Source organism: Pseudomonas fluorescens (genome assembly GCF_900636825.1).
In the GTDB taxonomy this organism is placed as follows: Bacteria; Pseudomonadota; Gammaproteobacteria; order Pseudomonadales; family Pseudomonadaceae; genus Aquipseudomonas; species Aquipseudomonas fluorescens_BG.
Window position 1 is genome coordinate 2411378 of record NZ_LR134318.1, and the last position, 16307, is coordinate 2427684.

The following is a 16307-nucleotide window of genomic DNA, read 5'->3' on the forward strand; positions in this document are numbered from 1 at the left end:
TGGCGCGCCAGTAGCGCACGGTCGGAGCGAGCAAGCGTGGATGGAGCTGTTTTGCTGACCGCCGACCGGTCGTGCGCGCGAGAAAAATGCGACTAGGATGATTGGTTCAAATCCCTTTCCAAGGATTTTTAACCATGACCTTTGTGTTGGCTCAATGGCTGGTGACAACGTTTGCAGTGATCAGCCTGATGCATGTGTATTGGGCGTTGGGTGGACAATGGGCAGCCGCAGCGGTGGTGCCGCAGGTGCCGGTCCAAGGCTTTGTCGCCACGGTGCGACCGGCATTCAATCCGTCGGGTTGGCTGACGCTGGTGGTGGCCGGCGCGCTGTTGGCGATCGCGGCTCTGGTGTGCATGAGAGTCGGCTGGGGCATGCAGCCGGTGCATCACAAAGCGCTGCAATGGGTGATCAGCGCGATTGCGCTGTTGATGTTCGCCCGGGCTATTGGCGACTCCAATCTGGTCGGGTTTTTCAAAGAGATAAGGGATTCGCGCTTTGCCCGGCTGGATACCTGGGTGTACTCGCCGTTATGCGCGGTGCTGGGGGCGGGATTGTTGGCGGTGGCCTGGATGTGAATGCTGAATCAAAACATCGCCCGAACGCAGCCCGAGCCTGCGTCAGCGGATTTCCAAGCCAGAAGCTGCTGCAGGCTGCAATCTTTTAACGATCAACTACCGCTGTCGGTCCGGCGGCTACTGACCTCCGCCGGCACATCATCCCCAGCCATGCGTTTGCGGAATAACGCTGCGCGAGCTAACAGCAACGTAGTAACCGGCACCGTAATCGCCAGCAGGATCGGGATCAGCCAAGCGTGGACCACCGGTCCGGATTTCAGTGCTGAAAAGCAAATGATTGATGCGAGTGCCACGCACCACGCGCCGATGGTCGAAGCCAGTGCGGGCGGGTGCATGCGCTGGAAATAATCCTTCATGCGCAGTAAGCCGGTTGCGCCGATCAAGGCAAACACGCCGCTGAGTACGAGCAGGGTCGCCACCGGGATTTCCACCCACAAAGACAACTCGGTATTCATTCGATCACCTCGCCACGCAGGAGGAATTTCGCCAGGGCAAACGAGCCGACGAAACCGAACAGCGCGATCAACAGTGCTGCCTCAAAGTACGTATCACTGGAATAGCGAATCCCCAGTGTCAGCATCATCAGCATCGCAACGATGTACAGATAATCCAGCGCCAATACCCGATCCTGCGCCGATGGCCCCTTGAACAAACGAATCAGGGTCAGGACCATCGCCACTGAAAACAGGAACAGCGTCAGCAGGATCGCGTTCGACAGTAACGGGCTCATTCGAAAATCTCCATCAACGGCCGCTCGTAGGTCGTTTTGAAATGCTCGATGAATTGCGCTTCGTCGTGCAGATCCCAAACGTGCAGCAACAAAATGCTGCGATCCAGCGCCAGCTCCGACCATACCGTGCCGGGCACCACCGTGCAGATCATTGCCAGCGTCGCCAGGCCATGGGCATCGCGCAGTTCCAACGGCACTTTGACGAAGTGCGAGCGTGGAGGGCGGCGTCCGGCGTTGAGTACACCCCACGCGACGATCAGGTTGGACATCACCACATCGCGGCCGACGAGCAAGAACAACTTCATGATTGTGCCTGGCCGGCGAATGCGTGCGCGTTTCGGCCGCAGCTTGCGCATCATCAACGGTGCGGCGAATCCGAGGGCCGCGCCGAGCAGCAAGTTGCCGGGGCTGACCGACAGGTTCAACGTCAACCACAGAACCCAAAGCGCCAGCGACAACCATGGGGCAGGAAACAGGCGTTTCATGGCCGCACCTCCAGCATTGCCGCTTTCGCTTCCGGACTGAGCACGGCGCGGGTGCCGAGCACCGCCATGACGTATTGCTGAGGATTGTGCAGTGCATCCGCCGTGGCTTGGGTGTAACGCAGCAGCGGCTCAGCCTTGAAAGTGAGGACGATGCTCAGGCCCAGCAGAAGAAAAATCGGCGCGCATTCGAGTTTACGCAGCAGCGGCGAAGGGCGTTCTTCCGGCGTCCAGAATCGCTGGATGCCCAAGCGCGAAAACGCCATTAACGATGCGAGCCCGGAAAGGATCAGCAGCGCCAACAAAATCCACGCGGGCATGGAAATCGGCGCGCTGTTGCCCAGCCCCATCGGGTTGAGCAATGCGCCGATCAGGCTGAGCTTGCCAATAAAGCCCGACAGCGGCGGCATGCCGATGATCAGCAGCGCGCAGGCGATAAAGCCCAAGCCGAGAAACGCCATGGTCCACGGGATGACCTGACCGACGACAGCCTTTTGCTCGTCGTCAAGGTTGATGCCTTTGGGCGGTTGCAGCGACTCCTGCGGTCGGGGCAGCAGCTCACTTTCATCTTCCAGCGGGATTTCATTGGCCGAGCGCGAGCGCTCGATCAGCTCCGACAGCAAGAACAGCGCACTCAACGCCAGGGTCGAGCTGACCATATAGAACAGCGCGGCGCCGATCAGGTCTGGCTGGGCGAAACCGATCGCCGATAACAGAATGCCCGCGGACACCAGAATGCTCAGGCTGGCCATGCGCTCGAGGCGTTGCGCTGCGAGAACCGCGACGGCTGCGCAGGCTATGGTGACCATGCCGCCGTAGATCAGCCAGTCGCCGCCGAAGAATGCCGAAGCCCCGGCCTGCCCGGAGAACAACAGAGTCCATAACCGCAACAGGGTGTAAACGCCGACTTTGGTCATGATTGCGAACATGGCGGCCACAGGTGCGCTGGCCGAGGAATAAGCCGGTACCAACCAGAAGTTCAATGGCCACATACCGGCCTTGGCGAGAAATGCGACGGCGAGAATCCCCGCGCCGGCGTGAAGCAAGCCAAGGTCGGCTTCCGGTACGAGCGGGATCTTCATCGCCAGGTCGGCCATGTTCAGCGTGCCGGTTACGCCGTAGATCAGCGCGGCGCCAATCAGGAACAGCGACGAGGCGAGCAGGTTGATCGAAATGTAATGCAGCCCCGACGACACCCGTGCCCGCCCCGAGCCATGCAGCAACAAGCCATAAGATGCGGCCAGCAGCACTTCGAAGAAGACGAACAGGTTGAACAGATCCGCCGTCAGGAAAGCGCCATAAAGGCCCATCAGTTGAATCTGGAACAACGCGTGGAAACTCGAGCCGGCGCCGTCCCAGCGGGCCATGGCGAACAGCAGGGCGCTGACCCCGATGATCCCGGTCAACACCAGCATCATGGCTGACAGGCGGTCGACCACCAACACGATGCCGAACGGTGCCTGCCAGTTGCCCGGCAGGTACACGCCGATGGAACCGGGTACACCTGTGGTCTGCGTCCATTGCAATAGCAGCACTGAAATGAACAGGCCGACGAGGCTGGAGAACAGGTTGATTTTTGCCTTCAGCGGCCGGTGCCGCTCGCCCAGCATCAGCATGATGGCGGCGGTCAGCAGCGGCAGCAGGATCGGTGCGGCGATCAGATGCGTCATCGCCATCATTCTTTAGGCTCCCGGCCGTCGACATGGTCGGTGCCGGTCAAGCCACGCGAGGCGAGCAGCACGACGAGGAACAGTGCCGTCATGGCGAAGCTGATGACGATTGCGGTGAGTACCAGCGCCTGCGGCAGCGGATCGGTGTAATGCAGCAGATCTTGCGTTACACCGTCCTTGATCACCGGCTCCTTGCCGATGAACAGGCTGCCCATGCTGAAAATGAACAGATTGACTGCGTACGACAGCAGGCACAGGCCCATGACCACCTGAAAGGTCCGTGGTCGCAGGATCAACCAGACCCCGGACGCGGCGAGGATGCCGATGGCGATTGCGATGACTTCTTCCATCAGACGGCTCCTTTGCTGGCGACGGATTTGGGCAGCGATGCGGTCTTGTGACCCCGCACCGATTGGTGGGCGAGGGCGGTGAGGATCAACAGCGTCGACCCGACCACCACGGCGTACACGCCAATGTCGAAGAACAGTGCGCTGGCGAGATGGATGTCGCCTAGCAGCGGCAATTCGAAATGCCAGGTGTGCGTGGTCAGGAATGGATAGCCGACCAGCATCGCCCCCAGACCGGTGGCGGTCGCGAACAGCAGCCCGGTGCCCATCCAGCGCAATGGACGCAGGCTCATCTGCGCTTCGACCCACTGCGTGCCAGCGACCATGTATTGCAGGATGAACGCTACCGACATCACCAGCCCGGCAACAAAACCACCACCCGGCTGATTGTGGCCACGCATGAACAGGTAGAACGACACCACTAGCGCGATCGGCAGCAACAGACGCACCAGCACCGCCGGGACCATCATGAAGCCGAGCGCGGTGTCGCTGGCCGAGCGCGGGTTGACCAGGTCGGTCACCACGTCCGATGCGAGCAAGCGTTGCTGGGCAGGCAGTTGCAGGCTTTCTTTCGGCGGGCGGAAGCGGCGCAGCAGGGCGAATACCGTCAGCGCGACGGCGACCAGCACGGTAATTTCGCCGAGGGTGTCGAAACCACGGAAGTCCACGAGCATCACGTTGACCACGTTGCTGCCACCGCCTTCGGGTAGTGCGCGGCTGAGGTAGAACGAAGAGATGTCGTTCGGTGTCTGTCGTGTGAGCATTGCGTAGGACAACAGCGCCATGCCACCACCGACCGCGATCGACAGCAACAAGTCGCGCAGACGTCGGATCCGCGCCCTGCGCAGTGTGCTTGGCAGTGGCGAGACTTCTTCGATGCGCCGGGGCAACCAGCGCAGACCCAGCAGGATCAGCACGGTGGTCACCACTTCGACCGCCAGTTGCGTCAACGCAAGATCTGGCGCCGAGAACCAGACGAAGGTTACGCAGGTCATCAGACCGCAGACGCTGACCATGGTCAGGGCGGCGAGACGGTGGTACTTGGCTTGCCATGCGGCACCGAGGGCGCAGGCAATCGCCAGCAGCCACAGCGTCACGAAAACCACTGACCCGGGAATCTTCGGCCGATCGCCCCAGCTCAGCGTGCTGTACAGCATCGGGATCAGGCCGGCGAGTACGGCCGCCAAAACCATCAGGAATAACTGCATTTGCAGACGTTTGGTGCCGAGGCGCCGTTCGACGCGCCGGGCCATCCGCATCATTACCACCAGACTGCGTTCGAACAGGCGCTTGCCATTGAAGCGACCCACCAGTGGCGGATATTTGAAACGACCGAGTTTGAATTGATTGCGCAGCAGCAGATACAGAACGATACCGCCGGACATCGCGATCAGGCTCATGATCATCGGTGCATTGAGGCCGTGCCAGATCGCCAGGCTGTATTCGGGCAGCTCACCGCCGACGACCGGCAATGCCGCCGCCGCAAGCAACGGGCCGACGATTTGCGCGGGGAAAATCCCTACCAGCAAGCAGGTAAACACCAGCAGTTCGACCGGCGCACGCATCCAGCGCGGAGGCTCATGCGGGGTATGCGGCAGGTCGGTAGCCTTCGGGCCGAAGAACACATCGACGGTAAAGCGCAGCGAATAGGCGACGCTGAACATGCCAGCGATGGTTGCCACGATTGGCAGGCTGGTTTCGACCCACGCCGTGGCGTTGATGAACACCGTTTCGGCGAAGAACATTTCTTTCGACAAGAAACCGTTGAGCAACGGCACGCCCGCCATCGACGCGCTGGCGACCATCGCCAGGGTGGCGGTGTACGGAATCAGTTTGATCAAGCCGCTGAGCTTGCGGATATCGCGGGTACCGCTTTCATGATCGATGATGCCCGCGGCCATGAACAGCGAGGCTTTGAACGTGGCGTGATTGAGAATGTGGAACACCGCTGCAACCGCCGCCAACGGGCTGTTAAGGCCGAGTAGCAAGGTGATCAGACCGAGATGGCTGATGGTCGAGTAGGCCAACAGGCCTTTCAGATCGTTCTGGAACATGGCGCAATAAGCGCCGAGCAACAGCGTGCAGGCGCCGGCCCCACTGACAATGTAAAACCATTCTTCACTGCCGGACAGCGACGGCCACAGGCGCGCGAGCAGGAAAACCCCGGCCTTGACCATCGTTGCCGAGTGCAAATAAGCCGAAACCGGTGTGGGCGCCGCCATGGCGTGCGGCAGCCAGAAATGGAAGGGAAACTGCGCGCTTTTGCTGAGCGCGCCAATAAGAATCAAGGGGAGCAGAACAGGGTAGAGGGCATGTGCGCGAATCAGATCGCCGGCGGCCAGGACCTTGTCGAGGTCATAGCTGCCGACCACATGGCCGAGAATCATCACTCCCGCCAGCAGGCACAAGCCGCCCGCGCCGGTGACCATCAACGCCATATAGGCGCCACGTCGCGCGTCCGAGCGGTGGTGCCAATAGCCGATCAACAGGAATGAAAACAGGCTGGTCAGTTCCCAGAAAAATACGATCTGGATCAGGTTGCCAGAGATGACCAGGCCGAGCATGGCGCCCATGAACGCTAGAAAAAACGCGAAGAAGCGCGGCACCGGATCATCCGGCGACATGTAATAACGCGCATACAAGGAAACAAGGGAGCCGATGCCAAGCACCAGGATGGAAAACAGCCAGGCAAAGCCGTCCATGCGCAAAATGAAGTTCAGCCCGAGGCTGGGCAACCACATGAATTCTTCGCGGATTACGCCACCGTGGGCGATTTGCGGGTACAGCATCGCGACCTGGACGGTGCCAATCAGAGCGACCAAACCTGCGAGCAGAGATTCGGCGTTACGCGCATTGTGAGGCAGCACCGCTGCCAGACAGCTGCCAATGAATGGCAGAAGCAGTAGAACTATCAGGGACATAGGCTTCTAATCTGCGGAGGTTTGTGAAGCATCATACGTGCCAGCTCCCCGATCACCAAACGCCAGGATGTCTCAGAATCCTACAAAGTAGTCGGGAATTTTGTACTTGGCCTTATTTCAGGGACATCAGGCGGGTGGAAAATCTCATCGTCGCGATATGGACCAAGTGTAGGAGCTGCCGAAGGCTGCGATCTTGTGCTCCATTCAATTACCGCTCTCACTCTCCATCCCTTCATCAATTTCAGCAACCACCTTACCCTTGGTCTTCAACTCACTGACAATCACCGCCGCAACAATCAATCCGGCGCCGACCAGTGCAATCGCTGGCAGCCGCTCGCCGGCGATCCGCCCGACGATGCCGGCCCACACTGGCTCTCCGGCATAAATCAGCGTGGCCCGCGTCGGCGAAACACTCTTCTGCGCCCAGTTCATAGCGACCTGAATTGCAGCACTTGCAGCGCCCAGCCCAAGGGCTGTGACCAGCAACGTCCAGGAGAAGTCAGGCAGCACTTCGCCTGTCGGCACTACCATCAAAAAAGATAACACCGCCGTCGTTGCCAATTGCACGACCGTCACCCGGCGCACGTCCACTTGGCCTGCGTAGGTGCTGATCAAAATGATCTCGGCGGCAATCGCGATGGCGCTGATCAACGTGACGATTTCACCCGGACTGAAATTCAGCGCAGCCCCGGACGGCCCCGACAGCAACATCAAACCGGCGAAGGCCAACATGATGCCGATGCTTGGCATCAACCCCGGACGCCGCCCGAGCACCAGCCATTGCAGCAACGGCACGAAAGGAACATACAACGCGGTAATGAAAGCCGACTGACTGCTCGGAATACTTTGCAGGCCAACCGTCTGCAAGCCGTAACCGAGCATGATAGCCACGCCGATAAAGGCGCCGGCCCTGAGCTCGAACAAGGTCAGATCACGCAGATGACGCCACGAGAACAGCGCGACGATACCAGCCGCTGCAGCAAAACGCAGGCCTACGAAAAACATTGGCCCGCTGACGGTCATGGCGTGCTGAACCAGCAAGAACGTGCCGCCCCAGATCATGGTGATCAGCACCAGCACGCACTCGGCTTTGCTGAATCGGGAGAAACGGAGAAAGGTGGGAGAGTTGTTCAACGACGTCATGACCTTGCGCAAAGTAAAAGGCAGGACGCACAATGCGCCCAACGTTGCGCAGTATACTGCCCAACTTCGCCGAGTGAGCAATATAGTGCACAAAGATTCCACGCATCGAGCATCCGTCCTGCAACACGTCAGTCAGAACGTCCGGCGTTTGCGTCACGCCGCCGATATGAGCCAGACCGCGCTGGCAGAAAAATCCGGTGTCAGCCGGCGGATGTTGGTAGCCATCGAGGCGGGAGAAAAAAACGTCAGCCTGACCACCCTTGATCGGGTCGCCGAGGCACTCGATGTGGCGTTCAGCGACCTTATCCAGGCGCCAGACGCCCGCGATCCGAGCCGGATCAACGAGGTCGCTTGGGCGGGTTCCATCCCTGGCAGCAGAGCGATCCTGCTGTCGAAAGCCAGCGCGAGTCGTGCAGTTGAGCAATGGGAATGGTGTTTGCAGCCGGGCGAAGTCTACCCTTCGCAGCCGGACGCCGAGGGCTGGAGCGAGCAGATCTACGTCTTCGAAGGTTGTTTGACACTGATGCTGGGCGCTCAGCCGCAGCTTATCGGCAAGGGAGAGTTCTTCATGTTCGCCAGCAATCAGCCGCATTCGTATCGCAACGATGGCGACGTCGCCGCGCGGTTTGTACGTAATGTGGTGATCTGAACGTCTTTGACCTTTCGTCGGTTTTAGTGCCCCACCTGTAATTTCTGACAGTAGACCAAGGTGGCTGCTGATGTGCTAATAGTCCTTGGCGCTTTTGCCACCCGGTATGGTTTCCCATGCTGGCTATTTGCTAAGGAGTAAGGGCATGGATTTTCAGCCGTTGCAAATCAAAGAAGCAGTCAATGGCGTGATCAAATTGCAAGCTGTTGATAATGGCGGAACGGCTGTTATTGCTGAATGGGATGTCGTGCATGAGGACGATCAAGTATTGGTGATGATCAATGGGAAAGTGGCAGGAGACTTGTATCTTGTGGGACGGGACCCACAATTTCCTCTCGAGTTACCTCTATCCAAGAGCGTGTTCCTTGATCACTCGGGCCAGGGGAAAGTGGAGTTTATATACTCGGTTTTTCTTGGAAGCGATTTTGGGAACGAGTATCGATCGTTGCCCGTGTCCTATTCAATCGAATTAGTACGCTAGTCCGTTGATACAAACTGGGAACGCTCATCTTTGAACCCTCTGAGATGAGCGTTTTTGCTTGTTCTGTTGTGGTTTCATCTGCTAATGCGGCGAAGACGTTAATGTGGGATCGTCGGCAGCTTCTCAAGAAGTGGATCAAGACGGGTATGAGTGAGCTTCCAAATAAAGCGCCAAGCGCAGTAGACCAGTACGCCCATGTTCTTATCATCGGCGGCGGCCTCAGCGGCACCATGCTCGCAGTACAACTGTTGCGTCAGCCAGTCAGGCGAAACATCCTCATCATTGAACCGCGTGCAGAACTCGGGCGTGGCGAGGCCTACAGCGCTGTGGAACTGGGCCATACGCTCAACGGCAATGCCGCGCGGATGAGCGTTGATCCAGACAATCCTGATGATCTGACGCAATGGCTGACCGAGCATATTGCCGCTGGCGGCTGGCCTGAGTCCGCTGAACAGGATGTGCCGGTCAGGGAGCTGTTTCCGCCTCGGGGATTGTTCGGTGTTTATGTGCAGCAGCGTCTGGCAGAAGCGCGGAGGCTGGGCGAGCAACAAGGTTCAAGTGTCGAGCATGTCTGCGCTGAGGTCGTCGCCCTGCAGCTTGAAAATGATTCTGTGTTGCTCACGCTGAATGACGGCGAGCAATTGCGCGGAGACTTTGCGGTCCTCGCCACCGGGATGTTTCCTGCCGCCAGAACCCCACAGAAACAATCCAGCGGACTCAACGCGGCGGCACTGGATCCCTGGGATGTCGCGGCCATGCGTCAACTCGATCCGCAGTCGACCGTGCTGATCATCGGTTCCGGCCTGACCATGGTCGATGCCGTGGTATCGCTGGAGCAGGCCGGGCATCGCGGGCCAATCGAGGTGTTTTCGCGGCACGGTCTGTTGCCACATGTGCGCAGACAGCCGCCGGGCTGGGTGGATTTTCTCGGTGAGAATCACCGCATTCGCACACCGCGACAGTTGCTGCGGGAAGTGCGTCGGCAATGCGCTGACGCGGTGGCACAAGGCATTGATTGGCAAGCACCGCTGGACACGGTGCGTGTGCATATCGCTCGGCTGTGGAGTCAGGCGACCGACGCACAGCGGCGACAATTCGTACGGCATGTGCGGCCGTGGTGGGAAAGCCATCATCATCGCTCGCCGCCTCTGAGCGCAGAGTTGGTGGAGCGCTTGCAAAGCGCAGGTCGACTGCGGATTCACGCTGCTTCGTTCAAGGGGCTGGAGAAAGGTCAGGAAACCGGTGTCGGTATTCGTATCCGCCGTCGCGGCGAGACCGAAACTTGTGTGGTGCAGGGCGCTGCGCTGATCAACTCCAGTGGCATCGAATACGATTGGCGCCGGGTCGCGCGACCGTTACCCCAGCAATTGTTGGCTCGAGGACTGGTACAGCCGGGGCCATTGGCGCTGGGGATTGCCGCCACCGTTGATGGCGCGGTACTGGATGCCCAAGGGCGGGTTAGCTGTCAGTTGTTCGCGATGGGCCCGCCATTGCGCGGGATGTGGTGGGAAAGTACGGCGGTGACGGATGTGGCAGCGCAAGCTAAAGCGTTGGCGGCGCGGTTGGCAGTCTGAGAGAGATCTTCAGGCCCCATCGCCAGCAGGGCTGGCTCCCACATTTGATCGGGGACGAATGCCGCTGTGTCAGCTCCCACATTGAGGGTTGCACGCGAACTTGCATGCATCCCAACCCCCTGTGGGAGCTAGCCCTGCTAGCGATGCCGATGTGTCAGACGACATCAATTTCTGATCTGCCGCAATCGCTGGCAAGCCAGCCCCCACAGAAATTTGTGGGGCCCGAAACAGATTAAGCAACCACCCGATAACACGGCACATACGCCGCGCCGCCCGGCAGTTTCATCCGGTGCTGGGCCACGAAGGCTTTGAGCAGTGCATCAAGCGGTTGCATGATCGCTGCATCGCCACGGATCTGATAAGGCCCGTGTTCCTCGATCAGGCGAATACCTTTGTCCTTGACGTTACCCGCGACGATCCCGGAAAACGCCCGGCGCAGGTTGGCTGCCAGTTCATGCGGTGGCTGGTCGCGGTGCAGTTTCAGGTTGGCCATGTTTTCGTGAGTCGGATCGAACGGACGCTGGAATCCTTCATCGATCTTCAACAGCCAGTTGAAGTGGAACGCGTCGTTGCGTTCGCGACGGAACTGCTTTACCGCTTTCAGGCCCTGAGTCATCTGCCGCGCGACTTCGGCGGGATCATCGATGATGATTTCGTAATGCCGCTTCGCCGCTTCGCCGAGTGTCGCAATGACGAACGCGTCGAGTTGTTCCAGATACGGCGCGGCATGTTTCGGCCCGGTGAGGATGACCGGGAAGGGCAGACCTTCGTTGCCCGGATGCATCAAAATGCCCAACAGGTAGAGAAACTCTTCCGCAGTACCGGCGCCGCCCGGGAAAATGATGATGCCGTGGCCGACGCGCACGAACGCTTCCAGACGTTTTTCGATGTCCGGCAGGATCACCAGCTCATTGACGATCGGGTTCGGCGCTTCAGCAGCGATGATCCCTGGCTCGGTCAGGCCCAGGTAGCGGCCGCCGTGGATGCGTTGTTTGGCGTGGGCGATGGTCGCGCCTTTCATCGGGCCCTTCATGACGCCTGGGCCGCAGCCGGTGCAAATGTCGAGACTGCGCAGGCCCAGTTCGTGGCCGACTTTCTTGGTGTATTTGTATTCTTCGGTGTTGATCGAGTGCCCGCCCCAGCACACCACAATCTTCGGCTCGACGCCCGGTCGCAGCGTTCGGGCATTGCGCAGCAGATGGAAGACGTAATCGCTGATGCCTTGCGAGGTGCTCAGGTCGATGCGCTGGCTGTCGAGTTCGTTCTCGGTGTAGACGATGTCGCGCAGGGCGCTGAAGAGCATTTCACGAGTGCTGGCGATCATTTCGCCGTCGACGAACGCATCGGCCGGAGCGTTCAGCAGCTCCAGGCGTACGCCGCGATCCTGTTGGTGAATGCGGATTTCGAAGTCCTTGTAGGCTTCGAGGATGGTCTTGGCGTTATCAACATGGGCGCCGGTATTGAGGATGGCCAGGGCGCACTGGCGGAAGAGGGTATAGGTGCTGCCGGATCCGGCTTCGCTCAGTTGCTGAACTTCACGTTGAGAAAGGGTTTCCAGGCTGCCTTTCGGGCTGACCGAGGCGTTGATTACGTGTCGTTGGGTCATGCAATGATCCTTAAAACGATGTCATCACCCATCTGGGCAATGGCATCCGAATAGTGTGTATCCATGAATGAAGATGGCACGATCTGCGCTATACCGCCATGTCCCCGTTGGACGCTGAAAAGATGAAAAGGAGCCCCAGCATAGCTAAATCGCCGCGCGATGCGATAATGCGCCGGCGGTTTTTTCCGTCGCCTTTTTTTGCCGCTCAAGGAAGTCATGCGTAATGTTCGAAATTCAGCCGATGGACGCCGCCACCTTTCGCCAGCAGACACGCCGCAGCACGATCATCATCGCGGTGTTGTTTCTGCTGCTGGCGATGCTGTTTTCCAGCGTGGCGGTGGCACTGTTCGGTGAGCCTGACGGTGACAACCTGCGGTTCAACGTAGGCGGTGTGTTTCTCGCCTTTTTGCTGACGGCTGCGTTATTGCGCGGACGCTTCTGGAATCAGACCTGGATGGCTCCAGCGGTTTACAGCTGGCGGCTCAAGCGCAATCTGATGAGCATCACCAATGTGATGCACCAGGTGATGGCTGCAGTGGAAAAGCACGATCCAACGGCGATGAAAGTGCTGCGCTTCTATCACTTGGGGCTGACGCAGATGCATGAACTGGACGGCAATTCCAGCGATCATGGGCAACTCTGGCGAGAAGTCGACGCGCACAAGCAACGGATGCAGGCGTTGGGTCTGGACACCGAGCAGACGCGCTTCGATCCAGCCTGGCTGGAAGCCTTGAAGCCGACGTCGCGCTAAAGCGCTTGTTTATGACGCAGTTTCCATGAGCGTATCAGCCGTCCATAGACCAGCAGATTGACCGCCAGCACCACACTGCCCAGCGCCAGTTGAATCTGCGGTGTAAGCCCGGCGGGATAAATGATCGGCCAGATGTAATGCTCGATGAAGCCGCCGGCGTATTCGGTTTGCCCGGCGGTGTGGCGCATCAGATTTTCCCAATAGGTCAGCGGACACGTCAGGTGCAGCACTTCGACCGCCACTCCCCATGCAGCCGCAGGCAGATGCAGCCAGATCAAACGTGGCCATTTCAGCACCAGCAACCCGCCGAGCAGCACGAACAGAATGAATGACAAATGAAACAGGACGAGGCCGTCGGCGGCGATTCGGTACAGCATGTCGTTTCCCCGACGCGAAGGTGAATGCCGTCATCATACGACGAAAATGTTCTACGCTTTTGCAAGGCAGAATTTTCGCTGAGACGGAGGTGGGTATGGCGACAGAGCAACAGCATCCGAGCGATGGTGACGAACCAACCGAAGAGGAGATCGAGCGGCAGAAGCGTAGTCAGGAACAAACCTGGCACCACGATGGGAGCAAAGAGCTTTCAAAACAAGATCAGGAGCGTCCGCTGAAACCTTGATCTGATACCAAAAAAAGCCCCGCGTTGGCGGGGCTTTTTCGTTTTCATAGATCTTCGATCTTGGTGAAGTCGGGGTGTGATGCCCGATATCCCAAGGTTCGGTCGATCCACGCGTTGAGCTCGTTGACCATTACCGGCGGACGGCCGGGGTAGGTCTCGAGCGTGCTGCGCAGGATACGTTCAATATCCGGGACGGCACGCAGGTTTCGAGTCTTGATGTAGTGGCCGATAAAACAGTCGAGTTCAAAGCGTTCTGTCTTTGACAGATGAATACACTCCAGGCCGCTGACCTGTTTGATTGCAAAATCGTCGCGCAACATATTTCTCTGCAAGGGCTTGAAAAGTTGTAGGGAATTCCTGATTTCGTTGACTCTTTGGTCAACTGGTATACCAATCGGAAGGGCGGCGCGCATGCTAGCGGTAGTGCGGCCGAATGTATGTATGACGATCCAGTTGTCAGACAAGCGGTTGATTCGATCAAACGTCTGTTTCAAGCGCGGTGTTTCGTGAATGAAACACTGGCTGTAACGCCGCCGAGTCGGTGTACTTTCGAGTTCCTCAAGCGCCGGAACCAAACCCTGTGTACCCTATCCAACCTCGGCTCGCAGATGGGCGCGCAGGGATGGATAGGGGCGAGGGAGTTTTGCCGACCGACAGCATGCCTCGCACCGTGAGGCTCAAGGCAAAACATGACATCTGGATTGAAACTCGTTGCTGCAGCATTTATTTCCCTGGGGCTGGCCGGCTGCATCGCTGCGCCGGTCGAGCTGACCGCGCAGACCGAGACTCGTCTGGAAAGCCAGGCACCGGTGCGCTTCCTCTTGACCTTCGACGACGGTCCCAGCGCCTCCGGTTTCTGGAACCCGACGGCAACGGTGCTTGATAGCCTCAAGAACAATCCGCTGCAGCCCAATATCAAAGCGGTATTTTTTGTCCAGACCCGCGCACCCCGAGCCGGTAACAGTGAGATCGGCCGCAGCCTGATGCGACGCGAGTCCGCTGAAGGTCATATCCTCGCGTTTCACACGGCCACTCACTGGCATAGCAACCATCGTTCGCTTGGCCCTGAGCAACTCGAAGAGTCGCTGACCAACGGTACGGCGGATATCGCGAAAATCACCGGCGCGCCGCCAACGCTGCTGCGTCCGCCGTTCTGGAATTATGACAAGCGCACCTTTGCCGCCTATCAACGCCACGGGTTGCACGTGCTGCTGACGGACTTGAGTGCCAACGACGGCAAAATCTGGGGCTTCAATGCCAGCCCTCGGCGTCGGGCCAATCTGTTGCGGCAACTGTCGCAAGTTCGTGAACGCGTCGCGTCGGGTGAATTGCCCACGGTAGACGGGGTGATTCCAGTGGTCGTGACCTTCCATGACCTTAATCGCTATACCGCGCGGCATACACGTGAGTATCTGCAAATCTTGCTCGACAGCGCGGCCGCCACTGGCGTGAAACTGGCGGACAAGCCGTTTTATGATGATCACGCGGCATTGCAGAAAGCCGCGCTGGCGCGCACGGTTGAGAAAAGCGAGGAGCCGGTGGAATTGCCGGGGATGTGGAACTGGATTTGGGATCACGACGCTCATTAGTATTCGCGCCGCAAATTGTGATCCATTTGGCCATTTGCACCGAGCAGTAATGAGTTGCTCATCTATGCTCTATCGATCGGATCGACTCATCGCCTGCGAGGCGTTCGCCCATGCTTGCCATTGCCGACATTTGCCGCATCGTCGAGTCCGGCTTTCCTGCACTCAAATGCGAGTGCACCCCGTCGGCACAAGGGCTTTTGCGGATCAAGGTCTACGAGCCCGACAGCGGTCGGGTCGATCTACTCCTCAACGGTGTTTCTCCGGAACATCTCGTCACAATCCGCGACATCTCCAACTTCATTGGTGAGCTGCGCACGGAAATGAGCGCCGGTCGCCGGGCGTTCGCCGGGTGAGCGATTAAAGACGTCGTTGGAATGCCCGAACAATGCGCAGTGTCGCTTCATTGGTGCTGAGATTCTGCACGGCGTCGAGCGGATGCCAGATGCAGTCGATGATCTCGTTTTGCGGGCGGACCTGATCAAGGTTCGACACGGAGGCTTCATAGACATGATGCTGCGTGCGCCCCGTCTGCACTTCCATCAGATACAGCACATCGTCGGCAGCAAGACCGGTTTCTTCCTGTAATTCACGCACGGCAGCACCCGCCCGGGTTTCTCCGGGTTCGACCTTGCCGCCGGGTAATGTCCAGTGGCAGTGGGGTTTGCGCACCAGAAGAATGTGGCGATCCTGTTCGCAAATGACGGTTGCACGTACTTTCATCTGTTACCTGTTTGCTGCTGTCACAAAACTGAAATGAAACTGCAATATTCGAGCCGGGGCCGCGTTTGAAGGTTCCATAAGAAGTTGGAGTGATTGCCTGAACGAATAAGTCCCCTTCGTTACCGGTGGAGCGACGTCCGGTTGGCACGTAGGAGTAGAGCGGGTGTAAGGTTGAGCCGTGAAGCCGAACCCAACGTTTGCGTAAAGGAGGTGCCCATGAGCACGCCTGTCATGAACAAAATGCACATGAACGGCTACGACGTCATAAACATCAACAACGGCCCGTGGCGAGTCTGTACCCAAGGCGATCGACTGGCGTCATTTGCCAGCAGGGAGGAAGCTTTAGCCTATGCCGCAGCACTGCCCGGCTACAAAAAACGCTCGGCGCGCGGACAAAGTCACAATTCAGGTTGATGGGTCGCAGTAAACGTGCCCCGGCATTGCCGG

Annotated in this window: 20 protein-coding genes; 9 read left to right on the top strand and 11 right to left on the bottom strand. The window is 58.7% G+C overall.

The genetic code is table 11. The features are described from left to right. The first annotated feature begins 134 nt into the window (after positions 1-134). Complete coding sequence (locus tag EL257_RS10945; protein ID WP_126362442.1) at positions 135-575, top strand: DUF3995 domain-containing protein; 441 nt, start codon at positions 135-137, stop codon at positions 573-575. Between the two features lie 92 nt (positions 576-667). On the opposite strand, the gene EL257_RS10950 is transcribed toward EL257_RS10945, so the two are convergent. From EL257_RS10950 to EL257_RS10980, 7 genes are all read right to left on the bottom strand, one after another. After that, complete coding sequence (locus EL257_RS10950) at positions 668-1030, bottom strand: Na+/H+ antiporter subunit G (RefSeq protein ID WP_126362444.1); 363 nt, start codon at positions 1028-1030, stop codon at positions 668-670. Continuing rightward, positions 1027-1305, bottom strand: a complete 279-nt coding sequence (locus tag EL257_RS10955; protein WP_126362446.1) for a K+/H+ antiporter subunit F — start codon at positions 1303-1305, stop codon at positions 1027-1029. The genes EL257_RS10950 and EL257_RS10955 overlap by 4 nt, the downstream gene beginning before the upstream one ends. Then, positions 1302-1790, bottom strand: coding sequence for a Na+/H+ antiporter subunit E (locus EL257_RS10960; RefSeq protein WP_126362448.1), 489 nt, complete (start codon positions 1788-1790; stop codon positions 1302-1304). Before EL257_RS10960 ends, EL257_RS10955 begins: the two co-directional genes overlap by 4 nt. Then, positions 1787-3466 carry a monovalent cation/H+ antiporter subunit D gene (locus EL257_RS10965; protein ID WP_126362450.1) on the bottom strand — a complete coding sequence of 560 codons (1680 nt, stop codon included), beginning with the start codon at positions 3464-3466 and terminating at the stop codon, positions 1787-1789. Before EL257_RS10965 ends, EL257_RS10960 begins: the two co-directional genes overlap by 4 nt. Beyond that, positions 3463-3807: a Na+/H+ antiporter subunit C gene (locus EL257_RS10970; RefSeq protein WP_016775082.1), complete on the bottom strand. Its 345-nt coding sequence runs from the start codon at positions 3805-3807 to the stop codon at positions 3463-3465. Before EL257_RS10970 ends, EL257_RS10965 begins: the two co-directional genes overlap by 4 nt. Continuing rightward, positions 3807-6725: a monovalent cation/H+ antiporter subunit A gene (locus tag EL257_RS10975; protein WP_126362452.1), complete on the bottom strand. Its 2919-nt coding sequence runs from the start codon at positions 6723-6725 to the stop codon at positions 3807-3809. Before EL257_RS10975 ends, EL257_RS10970 begins: the two co-directional genes overlap by 1 nt. A 204-nt stretch (positions 6726-6929) precedes the next feature. Beyond that, complete coding sequence (locus tag EL257_RS10980) at positions 6930-7868, bottom strand: DMT family transporter (RefSeq protein WP_126362454.1); 939 nt, start codon at positions 7866-7868, stop codon at positions 6930-6932. A gap of 85 nt (positions 7869-7953) precedes the next feature. Here EL257_RS10980 and EL257_RS10985 point away from each other — a divergent pair, with 85 nt between their 5' ends. The 3 genes from EL257_RS10985 to EL257_RS10995 all read left to right on the top strand — a co-directional run bounded on the left by EL257_RS10985 (position 7954) and on the right by EL257_RS10995 (position 10572). Continuing rightward, on the top strand, positions 7954-8517 hold the full coding sequence (locus tag EL257_RS10985) for a helix-turn-helix domain-containing protein (RefSeq protein ID WP_126368051.1): 564 nt from the start codon (positions 7954-7956) through the stop codon (positions 8515-8517). A gap of 145 nt (positions 8518-8662) precedes the next feature. Continuing rightward, on the top strand, positions 8663-8998 hold the full coding sequence (locus EL257_RS10990) for a hypothetical protein (RefSeq protein WP_126362456.1): 336 nt from the start codon (positions 8663-8665) through the stop codon (positions 8996-8998). A 146-nt stretch (positions 8999-9144) separates the two neighbouring features. Continuing rightward, positions 9145-10572 (top strand): FAD/NAD(P)-binding protein, encoded by a 1428-nt coding sequence (locus EL257_RS10995; protein ID WP_126362458.1) that lies wholly within the window; start codon positions 9145-9147, stop codon positions 10570-10572. A 232-nt stretch (positions 10573-10804) separates the two neighbouring features. On the opposite strand, the gene ppnN is transcribed toward EL257_RS10995, so the two are convergent. Beyond that, the gene (gene ppnN / locus EL257_RS11000) at positions 10805-12178 is read right to left on the bottom strand and encodes a nucleotide 5'-monophosphate nucleosidase PpnN (protein WP_126362460.1); all 1374 of its coding nucleotides are present in this window, start codon (positions 12176-12178) and stop codon (positions 10805-10807) included. Between the two features lie 223 nt (positions 12179-12401). Here ppnN and EL257_RS11005 point away from each other — a divergent pair, with 223 nt between their 5' ends. After that, positions 12402-12929 carry a DUF3087 family protein gene (locus EL257_RS11005; protein ID WP_126362462.1) on the top strand — a complete coding sequence of 176 codons (528 nt, stop codon included), beginning with the start codon at positions 12402-12404 and terminating at the stop codon, positions 12927-12929. On the opposite strand, the gene EL257_RS11010 is transcribed toward EL257_RS11005, so the two are convergent. Then, positions 12926-13306, bottom strand: coding sequence for a DUF2784 domain-containing protein (locus EL257_RS11010; RefSeq protein ID WP_126362464.1), 381 nt, complete (start codon positions 13304-13306; stop codon positions 12926-12928). The genes EL257_RS11005 and EL257_RS11010 overlap by 4 nt on opposite strands. A 95-nt stretch (positions 13307-13401) precedes the next feature. Here EL257_RS11010 and EL257_RS27730 point away from each other — a divergent pair, with 95 nt between their 5' ends. Next, positions 13402-13551 carry a hypothetical protein gene (locus tag EL257_RS27730; protein ID WP_172604469.1) on the top strand — a complete coding sequence of 50 codons (150 nt, stop codon included), beginning with the start codon at positions 13402-13404 and terminating at the stop codon, positions 13549-13551. A 44-nt stretch (positions 13552-13595) separates the two neighbouring features. Here EL257_RS27730 and EL257_RS11015 read toward each other — a convergent pair whose 3' ends face one another. After that, the gene (locus EL257_RS11015) at positions 13596-13868 is read right to left on the bottom strand and encodes a hypothetical protein (RefSeq protein ID WP_126368053.1); all 273 of its coding nucleotides are present in this window, start codon (positions 13866-13868) and stop codon (positions 13596-13598) included. Between the two features lie 372 nt (positions 13869-14240). Here EL257_RS11015 and EL257_RS11020 point away from each other — a divergent pair, with 372 nt between their 5' ends. Both EL257_RS11020 and EL257_RS11025 read left to right on the top strand, forming a co-directional pair. Continuing rightward, a complete protein-coding gene (locus EL257_RS11020; RefSeq protein ID WP_126362466.1) occupies positions 14241-15140 on the top strand; it encodes a polysaccharide deacetylase family protein in 900 nt (299 codons plus the stop codon). 110 nt (positions 15141-15250) lie between these two features. After that, positions 15251-15493, top strand: coding sequence for a DUF1652 domain-containing protein (locus tag EL257_RS11025; RefSeq protein WP_126362468.1), 243 nt, complete (start codon positions 15251-15253; stop codon positions 15491-15493). 4 nt (positions 15494-15497) lie between these two features. Here EL257_RS11025 and EL257_RS11030 read toward each other — a convergent pair whose 3' ends face one another. Continuing rightward, positions 15498-15860 (bottom strand): NUDIX hydrolase, encoded by a 363-nt coding sequence (locus EL257_RS11030; RefSeq protein WP_126362470.1) that lies wholly within the window; start codon positions 15858-15860, stop codon positions 15498-15500. A 216-nt stretch (positions 15861-16076) separates the two neighbouring features. Between EL257_RS11030 and EL257_RS11035 the strand changes: the two genes are divergently transcribed. Next, positions 16077-16274, top strand: coding sequence for a DUF2188 domain-containing protein (locus EL257_RS11035; RefSeq protein WP_126362472.1), 198 nt, complete (start codon positions 16077-16079; stop codon positions 16272-16274). Positions 16275-16307 lie beyond the last annotated feature (33 nt).